The 20,583-nt window shown below is 67.0% G+C and carries 19 protein-coding genes and 5 pseudogenes; 11 read left to right on the plus strand and 13 right to left on the minus strand.

Features of this window, described 5'->3' with window-relative positions:
- Positions 1-106 precede the first annotated feature (106 nt).
- Entirely contained in the window at positions 107-1,090 is a 984-nt protein-coding gene (locus V2W30_RS39260; protein WP_338703935.1) for an NADPH:quinone reductase, read from the plus strand.
- 240 nt (positions 1,091-1,330) lie between these two features.
- On the opposite strand, the gene V2W30_RS39265 is transcribed toward V2W30_RS39260, so the two are convergent.
- From V2W30_RS39265 to V2W30_RS39270, 3 genes and pseudogenes are all read right to left on the minus strand, one after another.
- On the minus strand, positions 1,331-1,654 hold the full coding sequence (locus V2W30_RS39265) for a hypothetical protein (RefSeq protein WP_338703385.1): 324 nt from the start codon (positions 1,652-1,654) through the stop codon (positions 1,331-1,333).
- Between the two features lie 13 nt (positions 1,655-1,667).
- Positions 1,668-1,815: pseudogene (locus tag V2W30_RS41780) on the minus strand (IS256 family transposase); the annotation flags it as partial.
- A gap of 280 nt (positions 1,816-2,095) precedes the next feature.
- Positions 2,096-2,563 (minus strand): hypothetical protein, encoded by a 468-nt coding sequence (locus V2W30_RS39270; RefSeq protein ID WP_338703387.1) that lies wholly within the window; start codon positions 2,561-2,563, stop codon positions 2,096-2,098.
- 613 nt (positions 2,564-3,176) lie between these two features.
- On the opposite strand from V2W30_RS39270, the gene V2W30_RS39275 reads away from it, so the two are divergent.
- From V2W30_RS39275 to V2W30_RS39285, 3 genes and pseudogenes are all read left to right on the plus strand, one after another.
- Entirely contained in the window at positions 3,177-3,755 is a 579-nt protein-coding gene (locus V2W30_RS39275) for an O-methyltransferase (protein ID WP_338703388.1), read from the plus strand.
- A 36-nt stretch (positions 3,756-3,791) separates the two neighbouring features.
- Positions 3,792-4,538, plus strand: a pseudogene (locus V2W30_RS39280) (IS5 family transposase); the annotation flags it as partial.
- A 322-nt stretch (positions 4,539-4,860) separates the two neighbouring features.
- On the plus strand, positions 4,861-5,622 hold the full coding sequence (locus tag V2W30_RS39285; RefSeq protein ID WP_338703966.1) for a hypothetical protein: 762 nt from the start codon (positions 4,861-4,863) through the stop codon (positions 5,620-5,622).
- A gap of 96 nt (positions 5,623-5,718) precedes the next feature.
- Here V2W30_RS39285 and V2W30_RS39290 read toward each other — a convergent pair whose 3' ends face one another.
- The 5 genes and pseudogenes from V2W30_RS39290 to V2W30_RS39310 all read right to left on the minus strand — a co-directional run.
- Positions 5,719-5,934 carry a hypothetical protein gene (locus tag V2W30_RS39290; protein ID WP_338703390.1) on the minus strand — a complete coding sequence of 72 codons (216 nt, stop codon included), beginning with the start codon at positions 5,932-5,934 and terminating at the stop codon, positions 5,719-5,721.
- 199 nt (positions 5,935-6,133) lie between these two features.
- The gene (locus tag V2W30_RS39295) at positions 6,134-8,176 is read right to left on the minus strand and encodes a glycosyltransferase family 4 protein (protein ID WP_338703391.1); all 2,043 of its coding nucleotides are present in this window, start codon (positions 8,174-8,176) and stop codon (positions 6,134-6,136) included.
- A gap of 102 nt (positions 8,177-8,278) precedes the next feature.
- Complete coding sequence (locus tag V2W30_RS39300) at positions 8,279-8,953, minus strand: SDR family NAD(P)-dependent oxidoreductase (RefSeq protein ID WP_338703393.1); 675 nt, start codon at positions 8,951-8,953, stop codon at positions 8,279-8,281.
- A gap of 19 nt (positions 8,954-8,972) precedes the next feature.
- On the minus strand, positions 8,973-9,875 hold the full coding sequence (locus V2W30_RS39305) for an oxygenase MpaB family protein (protein WP_338703395.1): 903 nt from the start codon (positions 9,873-9,875) through the stop codon (positions 8,973-8,975).
- A gap of 218 nt (positions 9,876-10,093) precedes the next feature.
- A pseudogene (locus V2W30_RS39310) lies at positions 10,094-10,336 on the minus strand (fasciclin domain-containing protein); the annotation flags it as partial.
- 337 nt (positions 10,337-10,673) lie between these two features.
- On the opposite strand from V2W30_RS39310, the gene V2W30_RS39315 reads away from it, so the two are divergent.
- The 4 genes and pseudogenes from V2W30_RS39315 (at position 10,674) to istB (ending at position 14,727) form a co-directional block, all read left to right on the plus strand.
- Positions 10,674-12,005, plus strand: coding sequence for a glycosyltransferase (locus tag V2W30_RS39315; protein ID WP_338703396.1), 1,332 nt, complete (start codon positions 10,674-10,676; stop codon positions 12,003-12,005).
- A 79-nt stretch (positions 12,006-12,084) separates the two neighbouring features.
- On the plus strand, positions 12,085-12,264 hold the full coding sequence (locus V2W30_RS39320; RefSeq protein ID WP_338703398.1) for a DUF6480 family protein: 180 nt from the start codon (positions 12,085-12,087) through the stop codon (positions 12,262-12,264).
- 278 nt (positions 12,265-12,542) lie between these two features.
- Entirely contained in the window at positions 12,543-13,961 is a 1,419-nt protein-coding gene (istA, locus tag V2W30_RS39325; RefSeq protein ID WP_338703402.1) for an IS21 family transposase, read from the plus strand.
- Positions 13,958-14,727, plus strand: a pseudogene (gene istB, locus V2W30_RS39330) (IS21-like element helper ATPase IstB). The gene istA and the pseudogene istB overlap by 4 nt, the downstream one beginning before the upstream one ends.
- 15 nt (positions 14,728-14,742) lie before the next feature.
- On the opposite strand, the gene V2W30_RS39335 reads toward istB, so the two are convergent.
- The gene (locus tag V2W30_RS39335) at positions 14,743-15,129 is read right to left on the minus strand and encodes a hypothetical protein (protein WP_338703403.1); all 387 of its coding nucleotides are present in this window, start codon (positions 15,127-15,129) and stop codon (positions 14,743-14,745) included.
- Between the two features lie 423 nt (positions 15,130-15,552).
- A complete protein-coding gene (locus tag V2W30_RS39340; protein WP_338703405.1) occupies positions 15,553-15,954 on the minus strand; it encodes a hypothetical protein in 402 nt (133 codons plus the stop codon).
- Between the two features lie 126 nt (positions 15,955-16,080).
- Here V2W30_RS39340 and V2W30_RS39345 point away from each other — a divergent pair.
- Positions 16,081-17,145: pseudogene (locus V2W30_RS39345) on the plus strand (IS701 family transposase); the annotation flags it as partial.
- Between the two features lie 159 nt (positions 17,146-17,304).
- Here V2W30_RS39345 and V2W30_RS39350 read toward each other — a convergent pair.
- Positions 17,305-17,904 (minus strand): SMI1/KNR4 family protein, encoded by a 600-nt coding sequence (locus tag V2W30_RS39350; RefSeq protein WP_338703407.1) that lies wholly within the window; start codon positions 17,902-17,904, stop codon positions 17,305-17,307.
- Positions 17,905-17,968: 64 nt separating this feature from the next.
- Entirely contained in the window at positions 17,969-18,772 is an 804-nt protein-coding gene (locus tag V2W30_RS39355; protein ID WP_425244649.1) for an IS5 family transposase, read from the minus strand.
- Between the two features lie 242 nt (positions 18,773-19,014).
- On the opposite strand from V2W30_RS39355, the gene V2W30_RS39360 reads away from it, so the two are divergent.
- A complete protein-coding gene (locus V2W30_RS39360; RefSeq protein WP_338692541.1) occupies positions 19,015-19,482 on the plus strand; it encodes a hypothetical protein in 468 nt (155 codons plus the stop codon).
- Positions 19,483-19,677: 195 nt separating this feature from the next.
- On the opposite strand, the gene V2W30_RS39365 is transcribed toward V2W30_RS39360, so the two are convergent.
- On the minus strand, positions 19,678-20,007 hold the full coding sequence (locus V2W30_RS39365; protein WP_338692539.1) for a putative quinol monooxygenase: 330 nt from the start codon (positions 20,005-20,007) through the stop codon (positions 19,678-19,680).
- 59 nt (positions 20,008-20,066) lie between these two features.
- On the opposite strand from V2W30_RS39365, the gene V2W30_RS39370 reads away from it, so the two are divergent.
- Positions 20,067-20,426, plus strand: coding sequence for a MerR family transcriptional regulator (locus tag V2W30_RS39370; RefSeq protein WP_338692537.1), 360 nt, complete (start codon positions 20,067-20,069; stop codon positions 20,424-20,426).
- Positions 20,427-20,583 lie beyond the last annotated feature (157 nt).

The following is a 20,583-nucleotide window of genomic DNA, read 5'->3' on the forward strand; positions in this document are numbered from 1 at the left end:
GCTGCGCGAGACCCTCGGCGAGATTCCGCCCGCCTTCGAGACCACGGGCCGCGACAGTGATCCGCCCGCTGCTCCCACGAGCTGCCCCCCCCACGGAGGTACCCCCATGCTTGCTTCCTGGTACGACGACCAAGGCCCCGCCGCCGATGTCCTGCACATCGGCGACCTCCCCGACCCCGCCCCTGGCCCGGGCGAGGTCCGTGTCCGGGTCACCGTCTCGGGCGTCAACCCCGGCGACACCAAGAAGCGGCGCGGCTGGCTCGGCTCATCGATGCCTTTCCCGCGAGTGATCCCGCACAGTGACGGCGCCGGGGTGATCGACGCCGTAGGCGCCGGCGTGGACGCCCGCCGCGTCGGACAACGGGTCTGGGTGCACGGTGCCCAATCCTACCGTCCCTTCGGCAGCGCAGCTCAGTTCACCGTCGTACCGGATCACCAGGCCGTAGCGCTGCCCGGCCACCTCAGTGACGAGATGGGCGCGAGCCTCGGCACCCCCGGCATCACCGCGCACCGCACCGTCTTCGCCGACGGACCGGTCGACGGCCAACTCGTCCTGGTCCATGGGGTTCTCGGCGGTGTCGGCTCGCTGGCCGCCCAGCTCGCCCACTGGGCCGGAGCCACCGTGATCGCCACCGTCCGCCGAACCGCGGACCTCGACCGCGTCGACCCGGCCGTCGTCTCCCACGCCGTCGCCCTGGACACCGACGACCCCGCCGCAGCCATCCGCGCGTATGCGCCGCGGGGCGTCGACCGGATCATCGAGGTCGCACTGTCCGACAACGCCGACCTCGACAACGCCGTCGCCGCCAACGAGGCCGTCATCGCCGCCTACGCCACCCGCGCGGACCGCACCGAAATCCCCTTCTGGCCCCTGCTGTTCAACAACGTCACCCTACGGCTGCTCGGCAGCGACGACTTCCCCGCCGCGGCCAAGCGCCAGGCCGCCCGCGACCTCACCTCCGCAGCCGCCGTCGGCGCCCTCACCGTCCACGTCGGCCACCGCTACCCACTGGACGACATCGCCAAGGCCCATGACCACGTCGACACCGGCAGTGGACACGGCCGCACCCTGGTCACCATTCCCCAATAGTGTCCGCAGACGCCTCTCCACGCAGGCAGGGCACTGGTCGCGTATCACCGTGCACGGCAGAAGCACGGGAAAACGTCTGATCCGACGCGTCCGCCAGCTCCCCGCACTGCCGGCTCAAGAGCTCACGGTGCCAACGGAAGCGCTGAAGGCATCTCCATGGTCACCTGGTAGGTCCGCGTTCGCAGGGCGGGTCGGGAAGCAGGCCGGAGCAATTGTCAAAAGCTGTGGATCAGTGGTTGTTCACACTGTCTCGTGGTGCAGGTGGATAAGGCCTTCGAGAGAGTCCAGGCAGGCACGCAGGGCGGGGTCTGGGATCGGGGTGGTGGTGAGCAACAGCACCTGGGCCGACGGATGTTCTGGAGCATAGAGGTCGTCTTCGCCCTCGTCGCCAGGGATGAGGTTGGTCTGGATCTCGATCCGCCTGTTGGGGCTGCCGACGAGGTGGTAGATGCCCCGGTAGTAGCTGTCCCGCTCGGTGAAGACCAGCCTGAGGCGGTCGCCGACGAGCCGGGCGAGCTCGTCGGCGGTGTGGGTACTGGTGCCGTAGGTGTGGTGGTCGCTCATGATGCACCAGACCCTATGCCGCGACAGTGCCGGGGGACTTGGCCAGTGGTCCTCGTTCGAAGCGGGGTCCGGCACGGACGAAGGTGACGAGGTGGGTCGCGTTCACGGTCCGCCACCGCTGTTGAGCGGACTCAACGAGCTTTGAAGACCATGGCCAGGGCGGTGCCGCGCGCTCGAACTCATCTGGCGTCGCCTCCGACCACAGAGCGAGGAGGCGCTCGTACTCGGCTGTGCGGGCGGGGCCTGCCGGCTTGGCATTCTTTTTGCGGTAGGTCTGCCTCTGACAGGGAGTGTCGGCGTACTCGAATGCGCTCACTGAAGTACGTGGCCTGGATGGCCGACTCCAGATGCTCAGCATTGCGGTCGGTGCATGGCGGGCAACGGCTGGCGCGGCTCTGTGTCCCGTGGGGGTGAAGCTTCCGCACCACGTGACCATCGAGTTCAGAGCCGGTGCAAGCCCGCATCCCACAGTGCCGAATCCTTCATAACCTCGACCCGGCTGTCGGCACTGAGCACCCGGTGCAGGAACTCCGTCATGCTGCAGTCCAAACGTGTCCAGGTGTCGACGCCGTGACTGAAGAGCGCCACCGGCCAGTCCCCGGGGGCGCCGTGGGTGAGCCAGCAGTACGAATCGGCACTGCTACTTGCTCCCCAGGTCACCAGATCCTCGGCTGCTGCATCGATTCCGGTGGGTTCGGTATCCATCCAGGTAGCTCGCGTGTCCGCCGTGATGAACCCCGTACCCCCGACACGCGGCTCGTCCCAGGTCTCAGCGGTCACAGTCGAAGAAACAATCGCGCTGAGATCCAGATCCGACAGGCCCTCACCGTACCGGGCAACGAACCCCTCGAAGTCTGAAGCGAACACCAGCTCCCAGGCCCTCTGTACAGCCTCCCAGTCGACCGTCACCCCCGCTCCGGCGGGCGGCGGCAACAAGCCAACCAGGCCAGAGAGGCCACCTCGGTCAGTCACGTCCTCACCCCGTCCACCTCGCCTGCCGGGCTGACCTGCACGATCACCCGGTGCGCCAAGCGTGAGCGACACCTCATCCCTGCTCCATGAGATGACTTCTTGCCCTGCTTGCCTTCCATGGACCGGCGCTGTCGGCGCGCCTCGTGATCAGCGGAAGCATCGCTGCTGACAAAGCCACATACATGCACACCTCCCTCCACCGCGACCGGGACGGGGAGGGAACTCGGCCGTGCTCTGAGCGGGGGATCCCGCCCCGAGCGGGTGCTGGCGGTCAGGCGGCCGCGGCCGTCAAGCGGAGTCGAAACAGGTCGTCCCCGCCAGCTCTCTGAGATCCCGGCCCGAGCTGTGCACGGCGATTTGCCCACCGGGACAATGCTGCCGCCCGGCGCCTCCCGGAAGTGTGGGCACTGCAGTTCACAGGTTCGTCGTGCCCGCAGTTCACCGAGACAGGACACTTCCGTAGTCATGCGCCGCCCGTGGCCTGGAGTTGGCGAGACGGCGATGAGAAATGACCTTGCCCGCCAGGACACGGTCCTCGCATCATCTGCGGATGGACGACACGCCGAGACGCCTCCCGACTGCCCTGCCTGCGTTGCGTTCCAGGGCGCGCGACGCGGGTTTCATCATGTCCAGTGAGGACCGCACAGGAAGCCTCCTGGCAGCACTCGCTGCCGCCCGGCCCGCGGGGCGGATCCTCGAACTCGGCACCGGAGCCGGGGAGGGCACCGCCTGGCTCCTCAGCGGGATGGACCCCGCCTCCCGCCTGACCACCGTCGAACTCGACCCCGCTGTCCAGGCCATCGCCCAGGAAGAGCTGGGCGCCGACCCGCGGGTGGCTTTCGTGTCCGGGGACGGCGGCGCGTGGCTGGAGGAGTTCGACGGTGCCCCCTTCGACCTCGTCTTCGCGGACACCTGGCCGGGCAAGTTCACCCACCTCGACCGGGCCTTGGACCTCGTGGCTCCCGGCGGGACCTACCTGATCGACGACCTGTTCCCCCAGCCCGGCTGGCCGGAGGGCCACGAAGCCTCGGTCAAACGCCTTCTGGCCGAGCTGGATGAATGCGAGGACTTCCGATGCGTCCGCCTGGCCTGGGCAAGCGGACTGCTGATGGCGGTGCGCACAGCCTGACGCCGGTCTGCTGGGCGCGGGACCTTTGCCAAAGAGCAGTGGGTCAGCGGTGCGCCGGTGCCGGCCGCCTGGCGCTTCGAGCGCCGCGGCCGCGCCGTGGACTTCGGGCGTCCGCCCCGGCACGACCTGCGCGAGATCATGAACGCGATCCTGTACGTGGACCGCACCGGCTGCCAGTGGGCCTATCTCCCGCACGACTTCCCGCCTTCGCAGTCGGTCTACGGTTACTTCGCCAAATGGCAGACCGACGGCATCTTCGCCCAGCTCAACGGGCTATTGCGGGAGTTGGTACGAGCCCAGGAGGGCAAGCGCCGTCACCCCTCGGCCTGCGTGATCGGCGCCCAGAGCGTCAAGACCTCTACCAGTGTCCCCGCCCGGAGCCAGGGCATCGACGCGGGCAAGAAGATCGCGGGCCGCAAGCGCAACATCATCACCGATCTCGGCCTGCTGCCGGCGGTCCTGGTCACCGCGGCGAGCGTGCAGGACTCGACCGCCGGCCGCACCTTGCTGGCGCCAGCCGCCGCCGACCACCCCGGCCTGCGCAAGGTCTGGGTCGACGGCGGCTACCGCAAGCACTTCATCGACCACGCCGCCACCCTTGGCATCGACCTCGAAATCGTCCAACGCAAGCCCGGGACGAAGGGGTTCACGCCGATCCCGAAACGCTGGACCGTCGAGCGGACCTACGGCTGGCTGATGCTCCACCGCCGCCTCGCACGCGACTACGAAACCCACCCGCACCGCTTCGAAGCCCTGATTCACCTTGCCATGGAGTGCGTCATGCCGATGAAGCAGTCGACCGCCGCGAAGCAGGCACGCACCGCTGTTCGCGAGGGCGAGAAGTGCACCGCAGCCCGGCGACGCGAGGCCGAGGCGCCGACCGCACGGCCAACCAACTCTAGCTATGTGCCCACAGGAGTCGCTGGCGACGAACACGTATGGGCCCGCGGCGTCGAGGACGGCCCTCACTGTTCCTTCCACGCCGCACGCGTGTGCGCAGACGGCGGCCGGCACCAGGCGTCCGTCCTGACCGGTCATCCCCACGCAAAGCGCGACTCCGAAGAATGCAGTCGGCAAGGGCTCAGCCGCTGTCATGATCGACCGCATGGGTTCCATGCATACGTTCTACGATCGTCGGGTCTCCCTCACGCTCGGCGCCAGCGCACTCGTCGTGTCACGCGTCTCGGAGAGACGAATCGTCGTACCCCTCGCGGCCGTCGCAGAGGTCCGCGTCCCCGAGCCCCGCTCCCTCGAGATCGTGTTCACCGACGGGGAGATCCACCACATCGACTGCGTCGACTCGGCCGCGATGGCGAAGTTCTCCGCCACCCTCAGGAGCGTGCTGCCCGAGCAGCGGGACTCGGCCGGCAGTGCCACGATCACCCGGCTCGACGACCCGAAGGGGTACATGGGCCACCACCCAACGGCCTTCACGCTCGGCGCCCTCGCCTACACCGGCTACATGGTCTGGGTCGGCGTCACTCATGGCTGGCGGGTCCTCGGCCCGGTAGCCGGTGTGATTCCCCTCTTCATCGGCCTGATCCTCTGCGTCATGGCCGCGGATGAAGTGTTCCGCCGACGCGACCTCGCCCGGCACGGCGTCACTGTCGAGGCTGAGGACATCGGTCGCCGGGTTCCCATGTACTACTTCAACGACGCCGACGGCGTTCCGCACCACTACGACGGCGGGTCTGGCGTACGCGCCGGCCGACGCACCATACGTGTCACCTACGACCCGCGCCGACCGCACCGGGCCGTCCACGAGGTCCAGCCAGGCGCAGTGATCCGCAAGGTGGTCCTACGTCTGATCCCCGGGGTCCTTCTTCTCGCGCTCGGCGCATGGTTGGCCTTCGGTCTGCTCTCGTGAAGGACCCCGGGGCGGTGCGGTTTCGGCGGGCGATGGCACTCGGTCGATGTTCGGTGACACGGAACACCGGGCCACACGCTGTCAGAGCCGGCGATGTCACTCCGGCTCTTCGAAATTGGCCAGGGCCAGGCCCAGGGCGAAGAACGTGGGAGCCCACTCGCCGACGAAGATTCCCCAGCGGTCGGCGCGCTCCAGGCTCTCGTTCCTGCTGGAGGTGAGCCATGAGGCCAGGGACAGCCCGATGGAGCCGACCGCGGCCAGGTAGGCGTGCTCGCTCTTGAGACCGGCATCGTGCAGCTTCTTGACGATCACAGTTCCTCCAGGGAGATGCAGTATGAGCCCGTTCGGTTGCTCGCGGACGGGACACCGAATCGTGTGCACTTACAACATCTGATTCGCGACTAAACGGACAATCGGATGCATCGAGTCTGCCGACCGTCCCGCTTAGACCGCGCAGCACTTCCGCACACGTTCTCCCGCGGTTCGTCAGGACATGTTCGTGACGACATACTCAGGCAGGGTCCTGTCCGGGCCGAGCCTTTCGGGCTGAGCGGTACTCGGCTGCAAGGACGCGGGCCATACGCTCGACCGAGAAGTGCTGCCGCACCGTCTCCTGACCCGCTTTTGCCAGGCCGAGACGCTTCCCCTTCGGCAGACGGGCGAGACGCCGCATGCCGTGTTCAAGGCCCGCTGGGCGGTTCGTGTCCCAGAGAATGCCGTTGACACCGTCCTGCAGGTAGTGCGGTACTCCGCCGCTGTGCGGGCCCGCTACCGGCAGTCCCGCTTCCATTGCCTCCAGTACGGCGATGCCGAACTCTTCCTTGGCGCTCGGGCACACGTACCAGGACGGAACGTTGCGAGCAGGATCGGCAAGTGTGCGCTCCAGGCTTCTGATCCATCGATTGTCTCGGGCCGGCAGAAGGGCCAGCCGTCGACGGGCAGTCAGGTTCCCTTCGAGCAAGCGGTCGATCTTGCTCCTCATTTCCTTCTCCACCTCGGTGGCCCCGGTGCGCGATCCGCCGATGAGAACCAGAGTGGAGACGCGCCACATTTCCGTAGCGAGCCAGGCGCGGACGAGGTGGTCCTGCTGCTTCATCGGATGCAGGCGGCCCACGCACAGCCACACGGGTAGGCGTTGGTCCTCCGGTCCCAGGGCATCGCCGCGTCGGCTGTCGGCATACAGCGTGCGCAGCGGCGATGCTCCGTTCACCTCGCGGTGCGACGAGGCCGCGAAGGGGGTGATGCCTTCGGGAGCTGCGGTGGGTCCGGCACCGGCGTTGGCGTCAGCGATCTGCGGGAAGTAGCGCATGAGTTCTTGGCTGCCGCTGCGGCCGGGAATCGATACGACGCGTGTGGCCCGGGCCACCAGGCGATCCGCGGCGAAGACCTTGTGCAGGTCGAAGCGGAGCTCCGCCATGCGCCGGGGATCGCTGACGCGCGTCTCGGCGTGGCGACGACTGAGATGCCGGTGTGGATCCGGGGTCACGGTGAACACCATGTCGCTGCCGAGCCGCTCAGCGGCGTCCGCCAATGCCAGGCTGCCATCGTCGGCATAGCGCAGGTGAAAGACGTCCACACGGGGGAGTTGTCGCAGCAGGCGAACAACCCACCACGTCAGCGCGGCATGGTGACGGTGCATGTCACCTTGCGCGGGGACTGTGGGCGCATCCACGGGCACACGCACGATGTAGTGCCCGGCGCTGTGCTCGTAGGACAGTCGAGGGTCGTGGACGAAGTCCCGGTGTCCGGCGGCGACCAGAGTGACGATACAGCCGATGTCCGGGCTTTGGGCGAGCTGATCTCCCAAGCCGCCCAAGAGGACCGAGAGGCCGCCGCTGGCACCTTCGCCGGGGGTGTCGATGCCTCCGAGCAACATGCTCTGGACGACGCATAGTCCCGAAGCCTCGGGACGGCGTGGCAGGGAGAGGCGAGGAGGCTGCAGCAGGAGCTGCTCGTAGGGGTCGGATGCGGTGGCGAGTGCGGGCAGCGGAGTGTCAGGACCGGTGGTCTGGTGCAGGTAGCGCCAGAGCGCGTGGCGCAGGCCCCGGTCGGCCGTCTCCAGGAGCTGCACGGTGGCGTCCGTGGTGAGCGGACGCAAGTCCGCCGCGATCGCCAGGTCGACCAGAAACGTGGCGTCCTTCGGAGAGGTGGTGTGGCACAGCGCCGAGCGGAGGCTGCTCTCAGCGTGTGCCGCCCCGTGCCACCGGGCGGTCTCGGGCCACATCTCGGTTGCCGCGATGGTGGCATGAGGGCCGGTGCGGCCATGGGCCAGGAGGGCCGCAAGGGGCAGGACGGTCCCACTCCGACGGGCGCGCCGTAGTGCAGCCGTTGCGAGGTCCTCGGAGCTCAGCGGTGCCGGGGCGGTGCTCACGGGATCATCCGGATCGTGGCCGTACTCGGCTTGCAGCAGGCGCTGCAGAGCGTTGTCGCCGTCGTGGAGCAAGTGGTTGGTGGATGCCTGAGAGGTGTCGAGGGTTGCTCGTGCCAGGAGAAAAGGATCGGCTGCCTCCGGTGGGCAGAGGCGAACCGAGAGGGGTGAGGGGTGGGGGACCACGAGCAACTCCTTGTCGCGAAGAGCTGGCGTGGGGTGTTCTGTCGGGGTGCACTCACCGGATGCAGCGGGCGGTGGTGAGCGCTGGGCCGGGCGCGCAGGTGTTCAGGCCGTACATGTGTCAGTTTCAGCATCCGCGAGAGCATCCATCACGAGCTCTACGGCTGCGGCGATGGGCAGTCCCGGGGGCAGGTGGGGTGGGCGCCCTGCGGCCGCGCGAGTGGCGAAACCAGTGTTCACATGTGGCAGACGCAGATCGATGAGGGTGACCTGACGCCTGCGCTGTTCCTTGCCTACTGCCTGCAGCCACGCGGCAAGGGCTGCTTTGGCGGCGGCGTAGTCGGCCATGTGAGCGGGCGGGTTGCCGGCGACTGTGCCGGTGATGGCTGCAAGGACGCCGCCGGGAGGTATCAGGGGGAGCGCGGCCCGCAGGAAGGCAATGGGTCCCTGCGCGTTCACTGTCATGAGATGTTCTGCAACGGCGTCGCTGATGCGGTCGGCAGGACCGAAGGCCGGAACACCGATGGAGGTCACCACGATGTCCAGGCCGCCCATCTGCTCGGCAGCTCGACGGGTCAAAGCCGCACACGCGTCCAGGTCATATGCGTCGAAGGTGCTTGTCCGCACGCCGGGAAGCTCGTCTTGAAGCCTGCGGAGCACCGTCTCGTTGCGTCCGGCGAGGTGCAGGAGAGCGCCCCTGTTGTGCAGCTTGCGGGCCAGGGCACTGCCCAGCTCACCAGTGGCTCCGGGAAGAAGGATCCGGGCTCCGTTGATGTTCATGGCAGCGCTCCTTCGCGGATCAGGGGCTCGATGACGCGACCGGGCCGCGGGACGGTTCGGTGGGGACCTGCATCGCCCAACGGATCAAGCTGGTGATGATCCGGCCGCTTGGCCGGACCGTCCATCGCTCCGCGCGCCTCCAGCGCGGCAGGTGCAGTTCTGCTGCAGCCCACGGAGGCAGCAGCGCAATCGCGTTGGATGCCAGCGCTGCGTAGAGGGGCAGTGCGGGGACGGGGAGCGGCGGGCTGAGCAGCAGGTAGCGGGCGGTGTCGAGGGCTTGCGGTGTGGCCCGCAGTTCGGGGCGGTACGCGGCGAGTCGGGTCCGCAGCTCGTGCAGGGAGTGCGGGGGCGAGGGCACCCCCAGGGCTTGGGCGAGGTGTGCCATCTGCGCCACGTACTGATCGCATTCACGGGCCGTGAGCCGTTGCGCAGCGAAGCGTTGGTGAGCTCGCAGGAAGGAGGCGACTTCGGCGATGTGAATCCACTCGAGCAGGTGTGGGTCGGAGGCGCGGTAGGCGATGCCCTGCTCGGTGACGCCTTGAATCTGGGCGTGCACGGCGTTGACCCGGTCGCAGGCGGCCTGGGCGCTGTCGGCCGTTCCGTAGGTTGTGGTTGCGAGAAAGGTGCTCGTCCGGTGGAGCCGGCCCCAGGGGTCGCCGCGGTAGCCGGAATGCGCGGCGACCGCGGCCATCGCCACAGGGTGAAGTGTTTGGAGCAAGAGGGCGGAGAGGCCACCGACGAACATGGCGCTGTCCGCGTGAACGCGCCGGATCGGGCTCTCTGGCGGGAACCAGCGCGGCCCGGGAGTGTTGTGGATCAAGGCGCGGTTACGAGGGCCTTCCGGTCCGGCGACGCGGGCGAACAGCATCTGACCGGCCCGGAGGCGCAACGGCTCGAAGGCACGCATCGTGACGGGGGCCATGCGTATACCTCACAGAGGAGACGTGCGAGTTGAGTGCTGCGTGCTGCCCATCCTGCTTCGTGTGTCGGCGTGGCGGCCGTCGGGAGTTCCTGCGGGCCGACAGGTACCTGCGAGCCTCAACTCATGGGTATGAGCTCGGTATCGATGGTGTGGACCGGGGGAGTGGCTCGTCTCGATATCTCCACAGACGATCTTGGCTGAGTCGTTCACCGATCAGCCGCCCTCTTCACGACGCTGACCAGCGTCGTCAGTGCTGGGTTGTGGAACGCTGCCGTCGCCACCGGGTCCTTGGCCATGCCGTCCTACGATCCTGCGCCGTCCTTGAGCACCGTCGAGCATGCGGACCCGAAGGGGCCGTCCATGTCGTCGTCGGAGGCGGGGGAGAGCGCCGCGAATGACGCCGGCACCACAAGCACCGCGGCAGCAACGAGGACGCGGGTTCGAGCGGGATGAGAGGTCATGATCAACCCTCCTCACGAAACTGGCGGGCGCATCCACGGGATGCTTTCCCTGCGATCACTGCCCACTGCTGAGAAGCGGCGACGACCGCTGGAATCAATCGCGGTAGCTCGCCAGCCCATCTCTATCTCTTTCAGCGTGACGCCAGAGACGGATGCATCGCATGAGTAATTCATTGCCTTCGAAGTCGGAAGCATCGACGAGCACCCGCCGCCTGGCCCGGTTGCGACTCCTGCTCTTCTCGGCCGGACACTCGGCCCCGGTGCATCCACGGGCGCGATCCCGCCAGAAATGCCATCTGTGCCAGTCACCGTGCACGACCGTCGTGAGAGGAACAGCATGCCGCGCATCGTGGTGGTGAGTCCGCCGTTCGCCTCGCATGCCAGGCCACTAGCCTCCCTCGCGGCGGCGCTGCGTCAGGCCGGCGCCGACGTCCACTTCGCATGCGGTCCCGAGTTCGAGCCGCTGGCCCGACAGTCCGGCACCCGGTTCGAGGAACTTGTGGTGACGCGCAATGCGAATACGGGGGTGGCAGAGTCCACCGTGCAGTCCTCCCAGGAGGCAACTCGACTCTCGGCGTTCCTGGAGGCCACCCGGCGAGGCGCGGTGTCGGCGCTGATCACACAGGCCGCACACCGCCGTGAGGACATGCTCCCGGACCCCGAAGCCGTGCTCGCCGCCATGCGCACCCTGCACAGGCGCGTACGCGCCGACTGGTATGTCGTCGACCAACTGAGCTATGCCGTCACTCTGGCTCTTCACTGTCTTCAACTGCCGTACGCGACCCTGTGTCCTGGCCATCCCAGCTACGTGCTGGGCGCGGAGGACGCCTACTTCGGCATGCCGCACGCCTGGCCCTCCCGTATGCGCCCCGCCCCCCGGGAACTGGCCGCGCTGCACACCTGGGTCAAAGACAACGACCAAGCCTTCACCAGGGCGTTCGCGGCTGTTGCACGCACTGCGGCTCCGGCCGCGCCTCCCCCAGGGCGGGCTTTTGCCCTCACCTCCCCGCACGCGGTGGTCTACTCCTATCCGCAATTGCCATGGCTGCCTACGCGCCCCCGCGGACGGGCCCACTTCTTCGCCGGCCACATGGTGGGGCCTCAGCACCCCTTGCCCGCAACGTGGGCCCACCGCGTGACTCAGCTCCGTGGCTGCACCCGACGGCTGGTGCTGGTAGCGCTCGGCACCTTCTTGTCCGCGCGCGATGACGTGCTGCGCACCGTGGCACGCAGCATCCTGCGAGCGTTTGACGACGTCGGCGTCATCATGGCCGCAGGCAATCGCACTGACGTACTGGCGGACTTGGCCGGCGAACGGTGCCTGATCTCCCCGGAGGTACCCCAGCAAGCCCTGCTCGAGCACATGGACGCCATGGTCCATCACGGCGGCGCCAACTCGTTCACCGAGTGCATGCGGGCCGGAGTCCCTGCTGTGGTGCTGCCCTTCTCGAGCGACCAGTTCAGCGTGGCCGCGGATGCCGAACGGGCAGGCGTAGGAGTAGCCCTGGATCCCAACGCGTTGACCGAGGACGCGGTGCCGCACGCGCTGCAGATGCTCTGGTCCGGCGGCCGACGGCCGTTGGACGTGGTCTCCAGCGCAGCAATGCGGCAGCGAGGCCCCTCATGGGCAGCTGCACGGTTGTTGGGAGCCATGAACCGCGTGGCGTAGAGCTGGCCAGAGGAGCTTTGTCGCCCCCGTGCCCCGAGTTCGACATGCACACCGGAGCCGGATGAGGGACCGTTGACGTATGACTCATCCACTCATCCCGCCGACGGAGACTCCGCCGGCGGAAGGTTCGATCGCTGAGGCGCATCGAGAACGGGCCGACGGCGGAATCTGGGCGCATCCATACTGGTGGGTACTGCTCATCGTGGTCGGATCCCTCTCGGTGGCCGGGTTCTTCGTGGCGCGTATCTGGAGCCTCTGAACACGACCGAATTCAGCACGGGCAGCCAGCGGCTTCCCCGCTCCTGCGCTCGCCGACGACACGGACTCAATCCCGGACGACCAGGCTGAGCGCATGGAGTACGCCGGCCGGGTGCCCGCCCCACCCCGCCGCTCAACTGGTTTACTGACAACTGTCGGCGTACACGTGAACGTGCCCAGCTACGTACGGATGAATGTGCTCAGTTGTTGATGTGCTGAGGCCGGTGGGTCGGCAATCTGCTGCTGTCTGTTCTTGGGGTGGCAGAGGGGCGGCTGACGGTGGTCCTGGATCAGCATCGATGGTTGAAGCTTCGCCGCTTTCGCGGTCTGGTCGAGTCCGGGGCGATGAGCCTTTCGGAGATCGCGAAGGAGACCGGACTCAACCGACGCACGGTGCGCAAATACCTGGCGGCACAGGCTCCGGTGGCTCCGCCGCGGCGGGCGCCCAATGGGCAGCCTCGCAGGCGCGTGGTGGACGAGGTCGCGCCGCTGATCGACGCCATGTTGCGAGCCGAGATCCTGATCAAGGGAGCGGTAATCCACGAGCGGCTGGTGAAGGAGTACGGCTTCGCCGGCAACTACCAGCGAGTGAAGCTCTATCTGCAGGAAGCAAGGCCCCGTATCGCGGCCGAGCTGGGCATTGCACCTGATGAACTGGCTGGACTGCACCGCCGGTTCGAGGTGGTCCCAGGGGCCCAGGCCCAGGTGGACTGGGGTGATAAGGGAAAGGTCCTCGCCCACATGGGCACCCCGAAGGTCTATTCGTTCCACATGACCTTGTCCTACTCGCGTGATCCGTTCTGCTGCTTTACCACCAGCCAGGATTTGGCGACGTTCTTCGACTGCCACCGCCAGGCATTTGCACACTTCGGTGGCATTCCGATGGCGATCGTCTATGACCGGACCAAGACCGTGGTCCGCAGGCATGTCGCCCCCGGAGAGGCTGTCCCCCTGCATCCTGAGGCGGTTGCATTCTCCGGACACTACGACTTCGACATCGACGTGCTGGCCGCCTATCGGCCGACGGGAAAGGGCCGGGTCGAACGGCAGGTCGACATCGTCCGCGACCACGTGCTGGCGGGGCGGGCCTTCTCCTCCCTCGAGGAGATGGATGCCGCGTTCATGGCCTGGGTTCCCGACCGCCGGTCGCGCACTCACCGCACCCATGGCGAAGTCATCGGCAACCGGGCAGTCCGCGATCACGTGGCTCTGCAGCCTCTTCCGCAGGCACCCTATGTGGTCACGCAACGGCACCTGCGACACGTCGGCAAGGACTGCCTGGTCGCTTTCGACGCGAACCTCTACTCGGTGCCGGCCCGCAAGGTCCGCGCCCGCCAACTCGTCGAGATCCGGGCCACGAAGTCCCAGGTCATGCTCCACTCCACCGTCCCGGACGCCAACGGCGAGACCCTGCTGGCCGTCCACGCAAGGGCTGTTGGCCGCGGCGCCCGAATCGTGGACGAAACGCACTGGGACGGTCTCCCCAAGGGGGACAACCGCCGGGTCACCACCGGTGACATCCCGCTCCAGCCTCGCCACGAGGAGCCGCTCGGCGAGGAGGCTGGGCCGCTCAAGGCCCTGCTCAACCGGGCTACCGCCGCCCGCATCAAGGTCGGCACCCGCCCGTTGTCGGTCTATGACGAGCTGACCGGCACCCGTCCCTTCACCACCAATTCGACGCCGAAGGAGGTCCGTTGAGTCAGCTGGTCACCGCCCGCATCCGCAGCACGGCCGCCAAGCTCGGCCGCCCCACCTGGCCGAGAGCCTGAATCAGTACGCCGAGCGGGCCGAGGAGGGCAAGCTCGGCTATCTCGACCTCCTCGACCTGGTGCTGGCCGAGGAACTCGCCGTTCGCGACGACCGCCGCTTCCGCCAAGGGCTGAGGCTCTCCAAGCTGCCGCACCACAAGACGCTGGACGACTACGACTTCTCCTTCCAGCCCGAACTCGACCCGCGCAAGGTCAAGGACCTGGCCACCCTCTCGTTCGTTGAGGCCAAGGCCAACGCAGCCCTGCTGGGGCCACCCGGAGTGGGCAAGACGCATATCGCCGTCGCCCTGGCGGTCGCGGCCTGCCGAGCCGGGTTCTCGATCTACTTCACCACCCTCGACGACATGGTCCGACACCTCAAAGCGGCAGAAGACGCGGGCCGGTTGACCAGCAAGCTCCGGTCCTACCTGCGGCCAAGCGTTCTCGTCGTCGACGAGGTTGGCTACCAGCCCCTCGAACGAGCCGAAGCCAACCTCGTCTTCCAAGTCATTTCCAAACGTTACGAAAGGGGGTCGATCATCCTGACCTCGAACAAGACCTTCAGCGAATGGGGCCAAGTCTTCGGCGACGAAGTCCTGGCCACCGCAATCCTCGACCGGCTCCTGCATCACTGAGACGTCGTCTCGATCAACGGCCCCAGCTACCGTCTGAAGAACCGACTCGCCGCCATCGAACGCGACACGAACGTCGCCTGACCCACAGATACCCGGTTATCGGATGACGTCGATCTCCGGCAGAGGCAGGTTCCATTCACCAAGCTCCGCGACGAGGACTTGGCGGGCCAACTGACGTGCCTGGGCCCATCCTGCGTCGGTGGACAAGGCAGTCCTTGCCCACCGACCAGCGCTTTCTGCACCACTCATCCCGCTGAAGACCAGATCGATCTCACGCAGATCGGGCAGAGCACCCTGGCCGACTTGGTCCTCTTCGACCAGCCTCTCGGCCATCCGGAATGCGTGATCGAAGTCCAAAGCGATCTCGTCCGTCGCCACACGATGTTTCTCCAGCCAGGCCACCTGGACAGAAGCATCAGCTGCCAGCACCGTCAGCGACTCGATCAGCAGACGTCGTCGAAACGACGGACCAGGACTCTCCACCCAGCGATCGTCGCACGGAGCTCCGCGAGTATGCACTCCAATAGCGATCCAACTGAGCACGTTTATCCGTACTTACCTGAGCACCTTGCTCAGTACGCCGACAACAACCTCTACTGCCTGGCCGGGGCGCGGGTCCAGCGCCTGATCAGCGTCCAACCGATGCCATCGGGGCAGCTGTACATCAACCAGGGCGAACCCGTGCGCCTGTGGAATCAGGGCCCCTCGGTGCCGCCCGAGTTGCTGGCCGACGACCGCCGACCTGAGCCGACGATTCGCGCGGATCTACACCACCCTCGGAACCCAGGACCCCCTCCACCGGAGGTTCTGCCTCTACCTAGTACTCCAGCTGTAGATCGTGATCTTGCTCGCGAACGGGCCAGCTGTCGAGCGGCCTGCATGCGCCGAGGTGGCTGTCTCGACAGATCACTCGCTGGGACGGGTGACAGTGATGTCGATGGCGCTGGCGTCTGGCCCCGGCGAGTCCACTGCGACGCGCACGTTGAACTCACCGCGGTCGCCCACTCGATGCACGAAGCGGGTCAGTTGCTCGACATCGCCGACTGCGATGCGGCCGTCAGGCAGCAGGAGGGAGCCGTCGAAGACCGTGGTGAACTCCGGGTCGGGTCCTTCGGCCTCCGGCGCTTGTGGCTGCGTGAAGATACGCACTTTGATCAGTCGCCGCTGAGCTCGAACCCGAACAGCCACGTGGGTGTCACAGCTGGCCGCAGGGGCAGCCTCCAGAGCGAGCGAGACTGGAACCCAGTCGGTCGCTCCTAGGTGCAGCACGGGGTGATTCACGTAGATGTCGACTCCGGCCACCTGCACGATGCTCCTCCTGCTCGCAACAAGGAGCGGCCACCGTTGATCATCGGTGTGTGGACAAACGATCATGCGGTGGCCGCAGGTCACAGCGTAGACCCTGCCCGCTGGCAGGAGGGGTTCGAGGCCCTTATGGGGCGCATAGCCGGCCGGTTCGCCCGGGTTGAGCCTCGGCGCCGAGCCAGGCGGCTGGTGCTCGGGTTGCCGTCGAACCTGCCGCGCAAGAACTGCTGGAGCATCGCCGAGTGGGCCGGGGAACCCACCCCGCACGGCATGCAGCATCTGCTGTGCCGGGCCTCCTGGGACGCCGACGTGGTGCGCGACGACGTTCGCGACTACGTAGTGGAGCAGTCCCATGACGACCAGGCAGTCCTCGTAGTCGACGAGACCGGCGACCTGAAGAAGGGCACCCACACCGTCGGTGTCCAGCGCCAATACACCGGCACCGCGGGCCGGATCGAGAACGCCCAGGTCGCCGTCTACCTCGTCTACGCGGGACTGCGCGGGCACGCGGCGGTGGACCGCGAGCTGTACCTCCCGCGCTCCTGGACCTGCGACCCGGATCGCTGCCGGGCCGTAGGGCTGGGCGAGGACACCGCCTTCGCGACCAAGCCGGAACTAGCCACTCGCATGATCGGCCGATTCCTGGAGGCCGGGCACCGCGTGGACTGGGTCGCGGCAGACGAGGTCTACGGCGGTAACCCGAAACTGCGGACCGCGCTGGAGGAGCACGGAGTCGGCTCCGTGCTCGCCACCGCCTGCTCGGCCGAAGTCACCACCGATGCAGGAAAGTTCCGCACGGACGCCTTGGCTGCGAAGGTGCCGAAACGGGCCTGGCAGAAGCTGTCGGCAGGGGCCGGCGCCAAGGGCCACCGCTTCTACGACTGGGCCATCATCGGCCTGGCCGAACCCCGGCCCGGTTCTCATCAGCTGCTCATTCGCCGCAACCGCACCACCGGAGAACTCGCCTACTACCGCTGCTGGTCGCCTGCCCAGGTGCCCCTGGCCACGCTGGTGCGGGTCGCCGGATCGAGATGGCGGGTGGAGGAGACCTTCCAAACGGGAAAGGGCCTGGCTGGACTCGATGAGCACCAGGTCTGGCGCTATGCCTCCTGGGTCCGCTAGGTCACTCTCGCCATGCTGGCCCACGCCTTCCTTGCCATCGTCCGAGCTGACGAACACGCCGGCCGTCCCGGACCGGCCGACCTGGTCCCGCTGTCCTGCAACAAGATCCAGCGCCTCTTCAACACGCTCGTCGTCCGGCCGGTCCACGAGGCAGCCCACCGGCTTAGAGGTCGTCTCATTTGGTTCTCCAGGCAGTTGGGAGGGCGCCTGCGGCTGTCGTGGCGTGCGGGGTCACATACCGCGGTCAGGCCCGCTCCATGGCTCCGGCCGTTCGTCAGCGGTCATCGGAAGTCGGCACAGCTGTACCGGGCCGGGGTAGAAGGCGGAGGTGTTGGGGCCGGCCATGTCTTCGCCGATGAGGTACCGGTAGAGCCATTCGGCGAAGCTCATGTCGAACCGTGCCCAGCCGCCCTCGCCGTCCTCGATCAGAATCCAGGGCGCTGTGTCGTCCGCGGCTACAAGGAACAGGGTCTCGCCGCGGTCGGTGCTGGCGATCGGCCACAGTCCGTTCCGCGTACCGAAGCTCAACTCTGAGAGTCCGAAGAGCAGGCGGGGGTCCTCGTCCGGGTCGAGCTTGTCCCAGGAGACTTCGGACCAGGCACGGACCGTCCCGCGTATCCAGTCACCCAGGTTCCAGTGTTCGGTTGCGGGGTGGTGCAGGTACAGGTGGCCGTTGAGCTGGATGGGAGCGTATGCGTCTACGAGGGTCTGATAGTCGGTCGGCAGCCGGATGTCGAGTTCGGTGTGGAGCCGGTCCCAGGCGGCGGGGTCGGCGTAGCGGTTCTCGGCCGGGCCGAGCATCGCGATGGCGGCGGCCAGGTAGTCGGTCATGGCGTTCCTCGCTGGCTTGTGTCGTCTTTGCGACAGGATCATTCCAGCTCGGAGGTCTCGCCGGTCAGGCTGTCAGCCTGCGGTAGCAGATCAGGGCGGCTGCGATGCCGGCGAACGCCAGGAAGTGTTCGGCCTTGCGCTCGTAGCGGCGGTGCAGACGGTGGCATCCGGACAGCCACGCCACCGTGCGCTCCACGGTCCAACGGTGACGGCCAAGGCGCTGGGAGGATTCGATGCCCCGGCGCGCGATGCGCGGTGTGATGCTGCGGGAGCGGAGCCACGTGCGCAGCCAGTCGAAGTCGTAGCCCTTGTCACCGTGCAGCTTGGCCGGTCGACGGCGGCGCGGCCCGCGGCGGGAGCGGATGGGTGGGATGCCCCGCACCATAGGCTCCAGACCCTGACTGTCGTGGGTGTTGGCAGCCGAGATCCCAATGGAGAGGGCAGACCGGTCCGCTCCGTGATCAGGTGGATCTTCGATGCCTTCTTGCCGCGATCTACGGGATTCGGGCCCGTCAGGTCCCCCTTTGAGGGCTCGCATGTTCACCGAGTCGATCGCGCACCGCGACCAGTCCAGTCCGCCGCGTGCGCCGAGCTCGTCCAGGACCAGGCGGTGGAGCTTGCCCCATACGCGGGCCTGGCTCCACTCGGTGAAGTGGCGGTGCGCGGTCGGCCCGGACGGGCCGAAGCCCGGCGGAAGTTGTCGCCACGTGCAGCCGGTCGTTGCCACGAACACGATGGCAGCCAGCACCTGCCGGTCCCCATACCGGCGCCTTCCCCCACCCTGCGGCCGCACCGGCGCCGCCGGAACCGCCCGCTGGAACAACTCCCACAACCCGTCTGGAACCAGACGCTTCACCATCGCTGTCACGGCATTCAGCCTAGTGATCAAGCCACTTGAGACGATCTCTTGGCTGGTCCGACTGGCGACGCCGCCATCAAGCCCGGTCCCGCACCAGCCACTATCGGCGACAAGCTGCGAATCAGACATGAAGATCACGATCTACAGCTGGAGTACTAGATCCCGACTTCCGTAGGACCGAAGGCGAGAAAACTGGTCGATGGGTCAGATGACTGGGCACCCCAGGTGAAATGGTCTGTCAAGCTCATTCGATGTTCGAATATCGTCTCTGGCTTGCCGCCGTCCCGGAACCCATACCTGAAGCCGAAGCCTGTAATTACTGGAACCTCAAGGATCTCCCCACTCCGACCCTCGACGGAGCATTGAAGCAAGCGCACTACGCCTACGTCGGCTCCTGGCAGGACAGGCATCTGGCGGAACTGCCGCAGTCTGGCCGTTGCTCGGCTGTCCGGGTCTTCGACTGGCTGTTCTATCGAGGGACCATCGACTGCTACCAAGCACCGCTCCTGGACGCTCGGCTGCGAGATGAACTGATTGGGCTCTACCAGCCCCGGCCAGACGACCTGCCCGCGGAGTGCACCAATACGGACGAGATCGCCACGTTCCTCACCGCGCACCTCGGTTGGTGCCTGCTGCCCGAGGAAGCGCCACCACCAACCACGGCACCGTCCCCGGGCGATCAGAGGCAATCTGACCGACGAGCAGGATGGCTGAACTGACCTTCTTGCCGTCAGTAGATTCCGCGAAAGCCATGTTGTTCGAGAATGCCGTGGGGCAACGTTCTCAAGTGACATGGCACGCCAGTAGGTCAGCAGCCCTCTACCTGCCAGATGAACTGCGACAGGACAGCAGATCGCAGAGGCTGAGCCCTGCCCCGCGCGGTTGGCTGCGCGGCATCTGCCGCTGGCATCTCCTCAGGCGGCAGCCGGTTCGGTGTCGGGGTACGGGCTGAGCATGGTGTCGAAGTGGCCCTCCGGGGCTTCTGCCAGGAAAGTCGACAGGTTCTCCAGGAAGGCGCGCAGCGGGGGCGTCGCGTTGTGCCGGTCCAGGTCTTCCTGCGAGCGCCAGACCTCGTACAGGAAGAAGGTGCCGTCCTCGTGCTCGTGGAGGTGGTACTCCAGGTTGCCGGGTTCCTGCCGGGTGGGTCCCACGAAGGCGGAGAGGATGCGCCGGACCTCGTCCGCGCGCTCCGGCCTGGGCCGCAAGAAACCATAGAGGGCGATGGGGCGATCTGTGTGTGTCATGCCCGTCAGGCTAAGATCTCACATCAATGTGAGGTTCAAGAGGTTGTGAGGAGCACCACATGAAGATCGGTGAGCTCGCCGCCGCGACGGGCACCTCAGTCCGACTGCTGCGTTACTACGAGGAGCAAGGCCTACTGGAGGCCTATCGCCTCGACAGCGGCCACCGCCGCTACGACGACAACGCCCCCGCCGTGGTCCGCCGCATTCGCGCGCTGCTGGACGCCGGCCTGCCGACGCGGGTCATCCGCGACCTGCTGCCGTGCGTTCGCCAGGACGGCACGGTCGCCGGATGCAAGCTGGAGACTCTTCAAGAACACCTCCAGGGTCTGGACGAACGGATCGGCGCACTGTCCGAAACCCGCACCTCTCTGGCCGGGCTCATCTCCGCCGCCCAGGCCCGCGAGCCGGCACTCGGGTAGGACCGCCACCCCTACCGGGCATCCCGGTACGAAGCACGAATCACATGGTTGGGCGCGGCAACCTGCTGTCCCGGCCAAGAGGATTCAGTCTGCACAAAGGCCGTCCCCTGTTTACCCTGCAAACCGAGGTCCGGCTTCCGTGAGGCCAACTCGTTTA

The sequence above is a fragment of the Streptomyces sp. Q6 genome, assembly GCF_036967205.1.
Classification (GTDB): Bacteria; Actinomycetota; Actinomycetes; order Streptomycetales; family Streptomycetaceae; genus Streptomyces; species Streptomyces citrinus.

Bases quoted from the DNA above. Each gene is read 5' to 3' on its own strand.
- V2W30_RS39320 (WP_338703398.1), top strand. From the start codon at position 12,085: ATGACTCATCCACTCATCCCGCCGACGGAGACTCCGCCGGCGGAAGGT.
- V2W30_RS39360 (WP_338692541.1), top strand. From the start codon at position 19,015: ATGTTCGAATATCGTCTCTGGCTTGCCGCCGTCCCGGAACCCATACCT.
- V2W30_RS39370 (WP_338692537.1), top strand. From the start codon at position 20,067: ATGAAGATCGGTGAGCTCGCCGCCGCGACGGGCACCTCAGTCCGACTG.
- V2W30_RS39275 (WP_338703388.1), top strand. From the start codon at position 3,177: ATGGACGACACGCCGAGACGCCTCCCGACTGCCCTGCCTGCGTTGCGT.
- V2W30_RS39305 (WP_338703395.1), bottom strand. From the start codon at position 9,875: ATGGCCCCCGTCACGATGCGTGCCTTCGAGCCGTTGCGCCTCCGGGCC.
- V2W30_RS39350 (WP_338703407.1), bottom strand. From the start codon at position 17,904: ATGACCGACTACCTGGCCGCCGCCATCGCGATGCTCGGCCCGGCCGAG.
- V2W30_RS39265 (WP_338703385.1), bottom strand. From the start codon at position 1,654: ATGAGCGACCACCACACCTACGGCACCAGTACCCACACCGCCGACGAG.
- V2W30_RS39285 (WP_338703966.1), top strand. From the start codon at position 4,861: ATGGGTTCCATGCATACGTTCTACGATCGTCGGGTCTCCCTCACGCTC.
- V2W30_RS39315 (WP_338703396.1), top strand. From the start codon at position 10,674: ATGCCGCGCATCGTGGTGGTGAGTCCGCCGTTCGCCTCGCATGCCAGG.
- V2W30_RS39300 (WP_338703393.1), bottom strand. From the start codon at position 8,953: ATGAACATCAACGGAGCCCGGATCCTTCTTCCCGGAGCCACTGGTGAG.
- V2W30_RS39365 (WP_338692539.1), bottom strand. From the start codon at position 20,007: ATGACACACACAGATCGCCCCATCGCCCTCTATGGTTTCTTGCGGCCC.
- V2W30_RS39260 (WP_338703935.1), top strand. From the start codon at position 107: ATGCTTGCTTCCTGGTACGACGACCAAGGCCCCGCCGCCGATGTCCTG.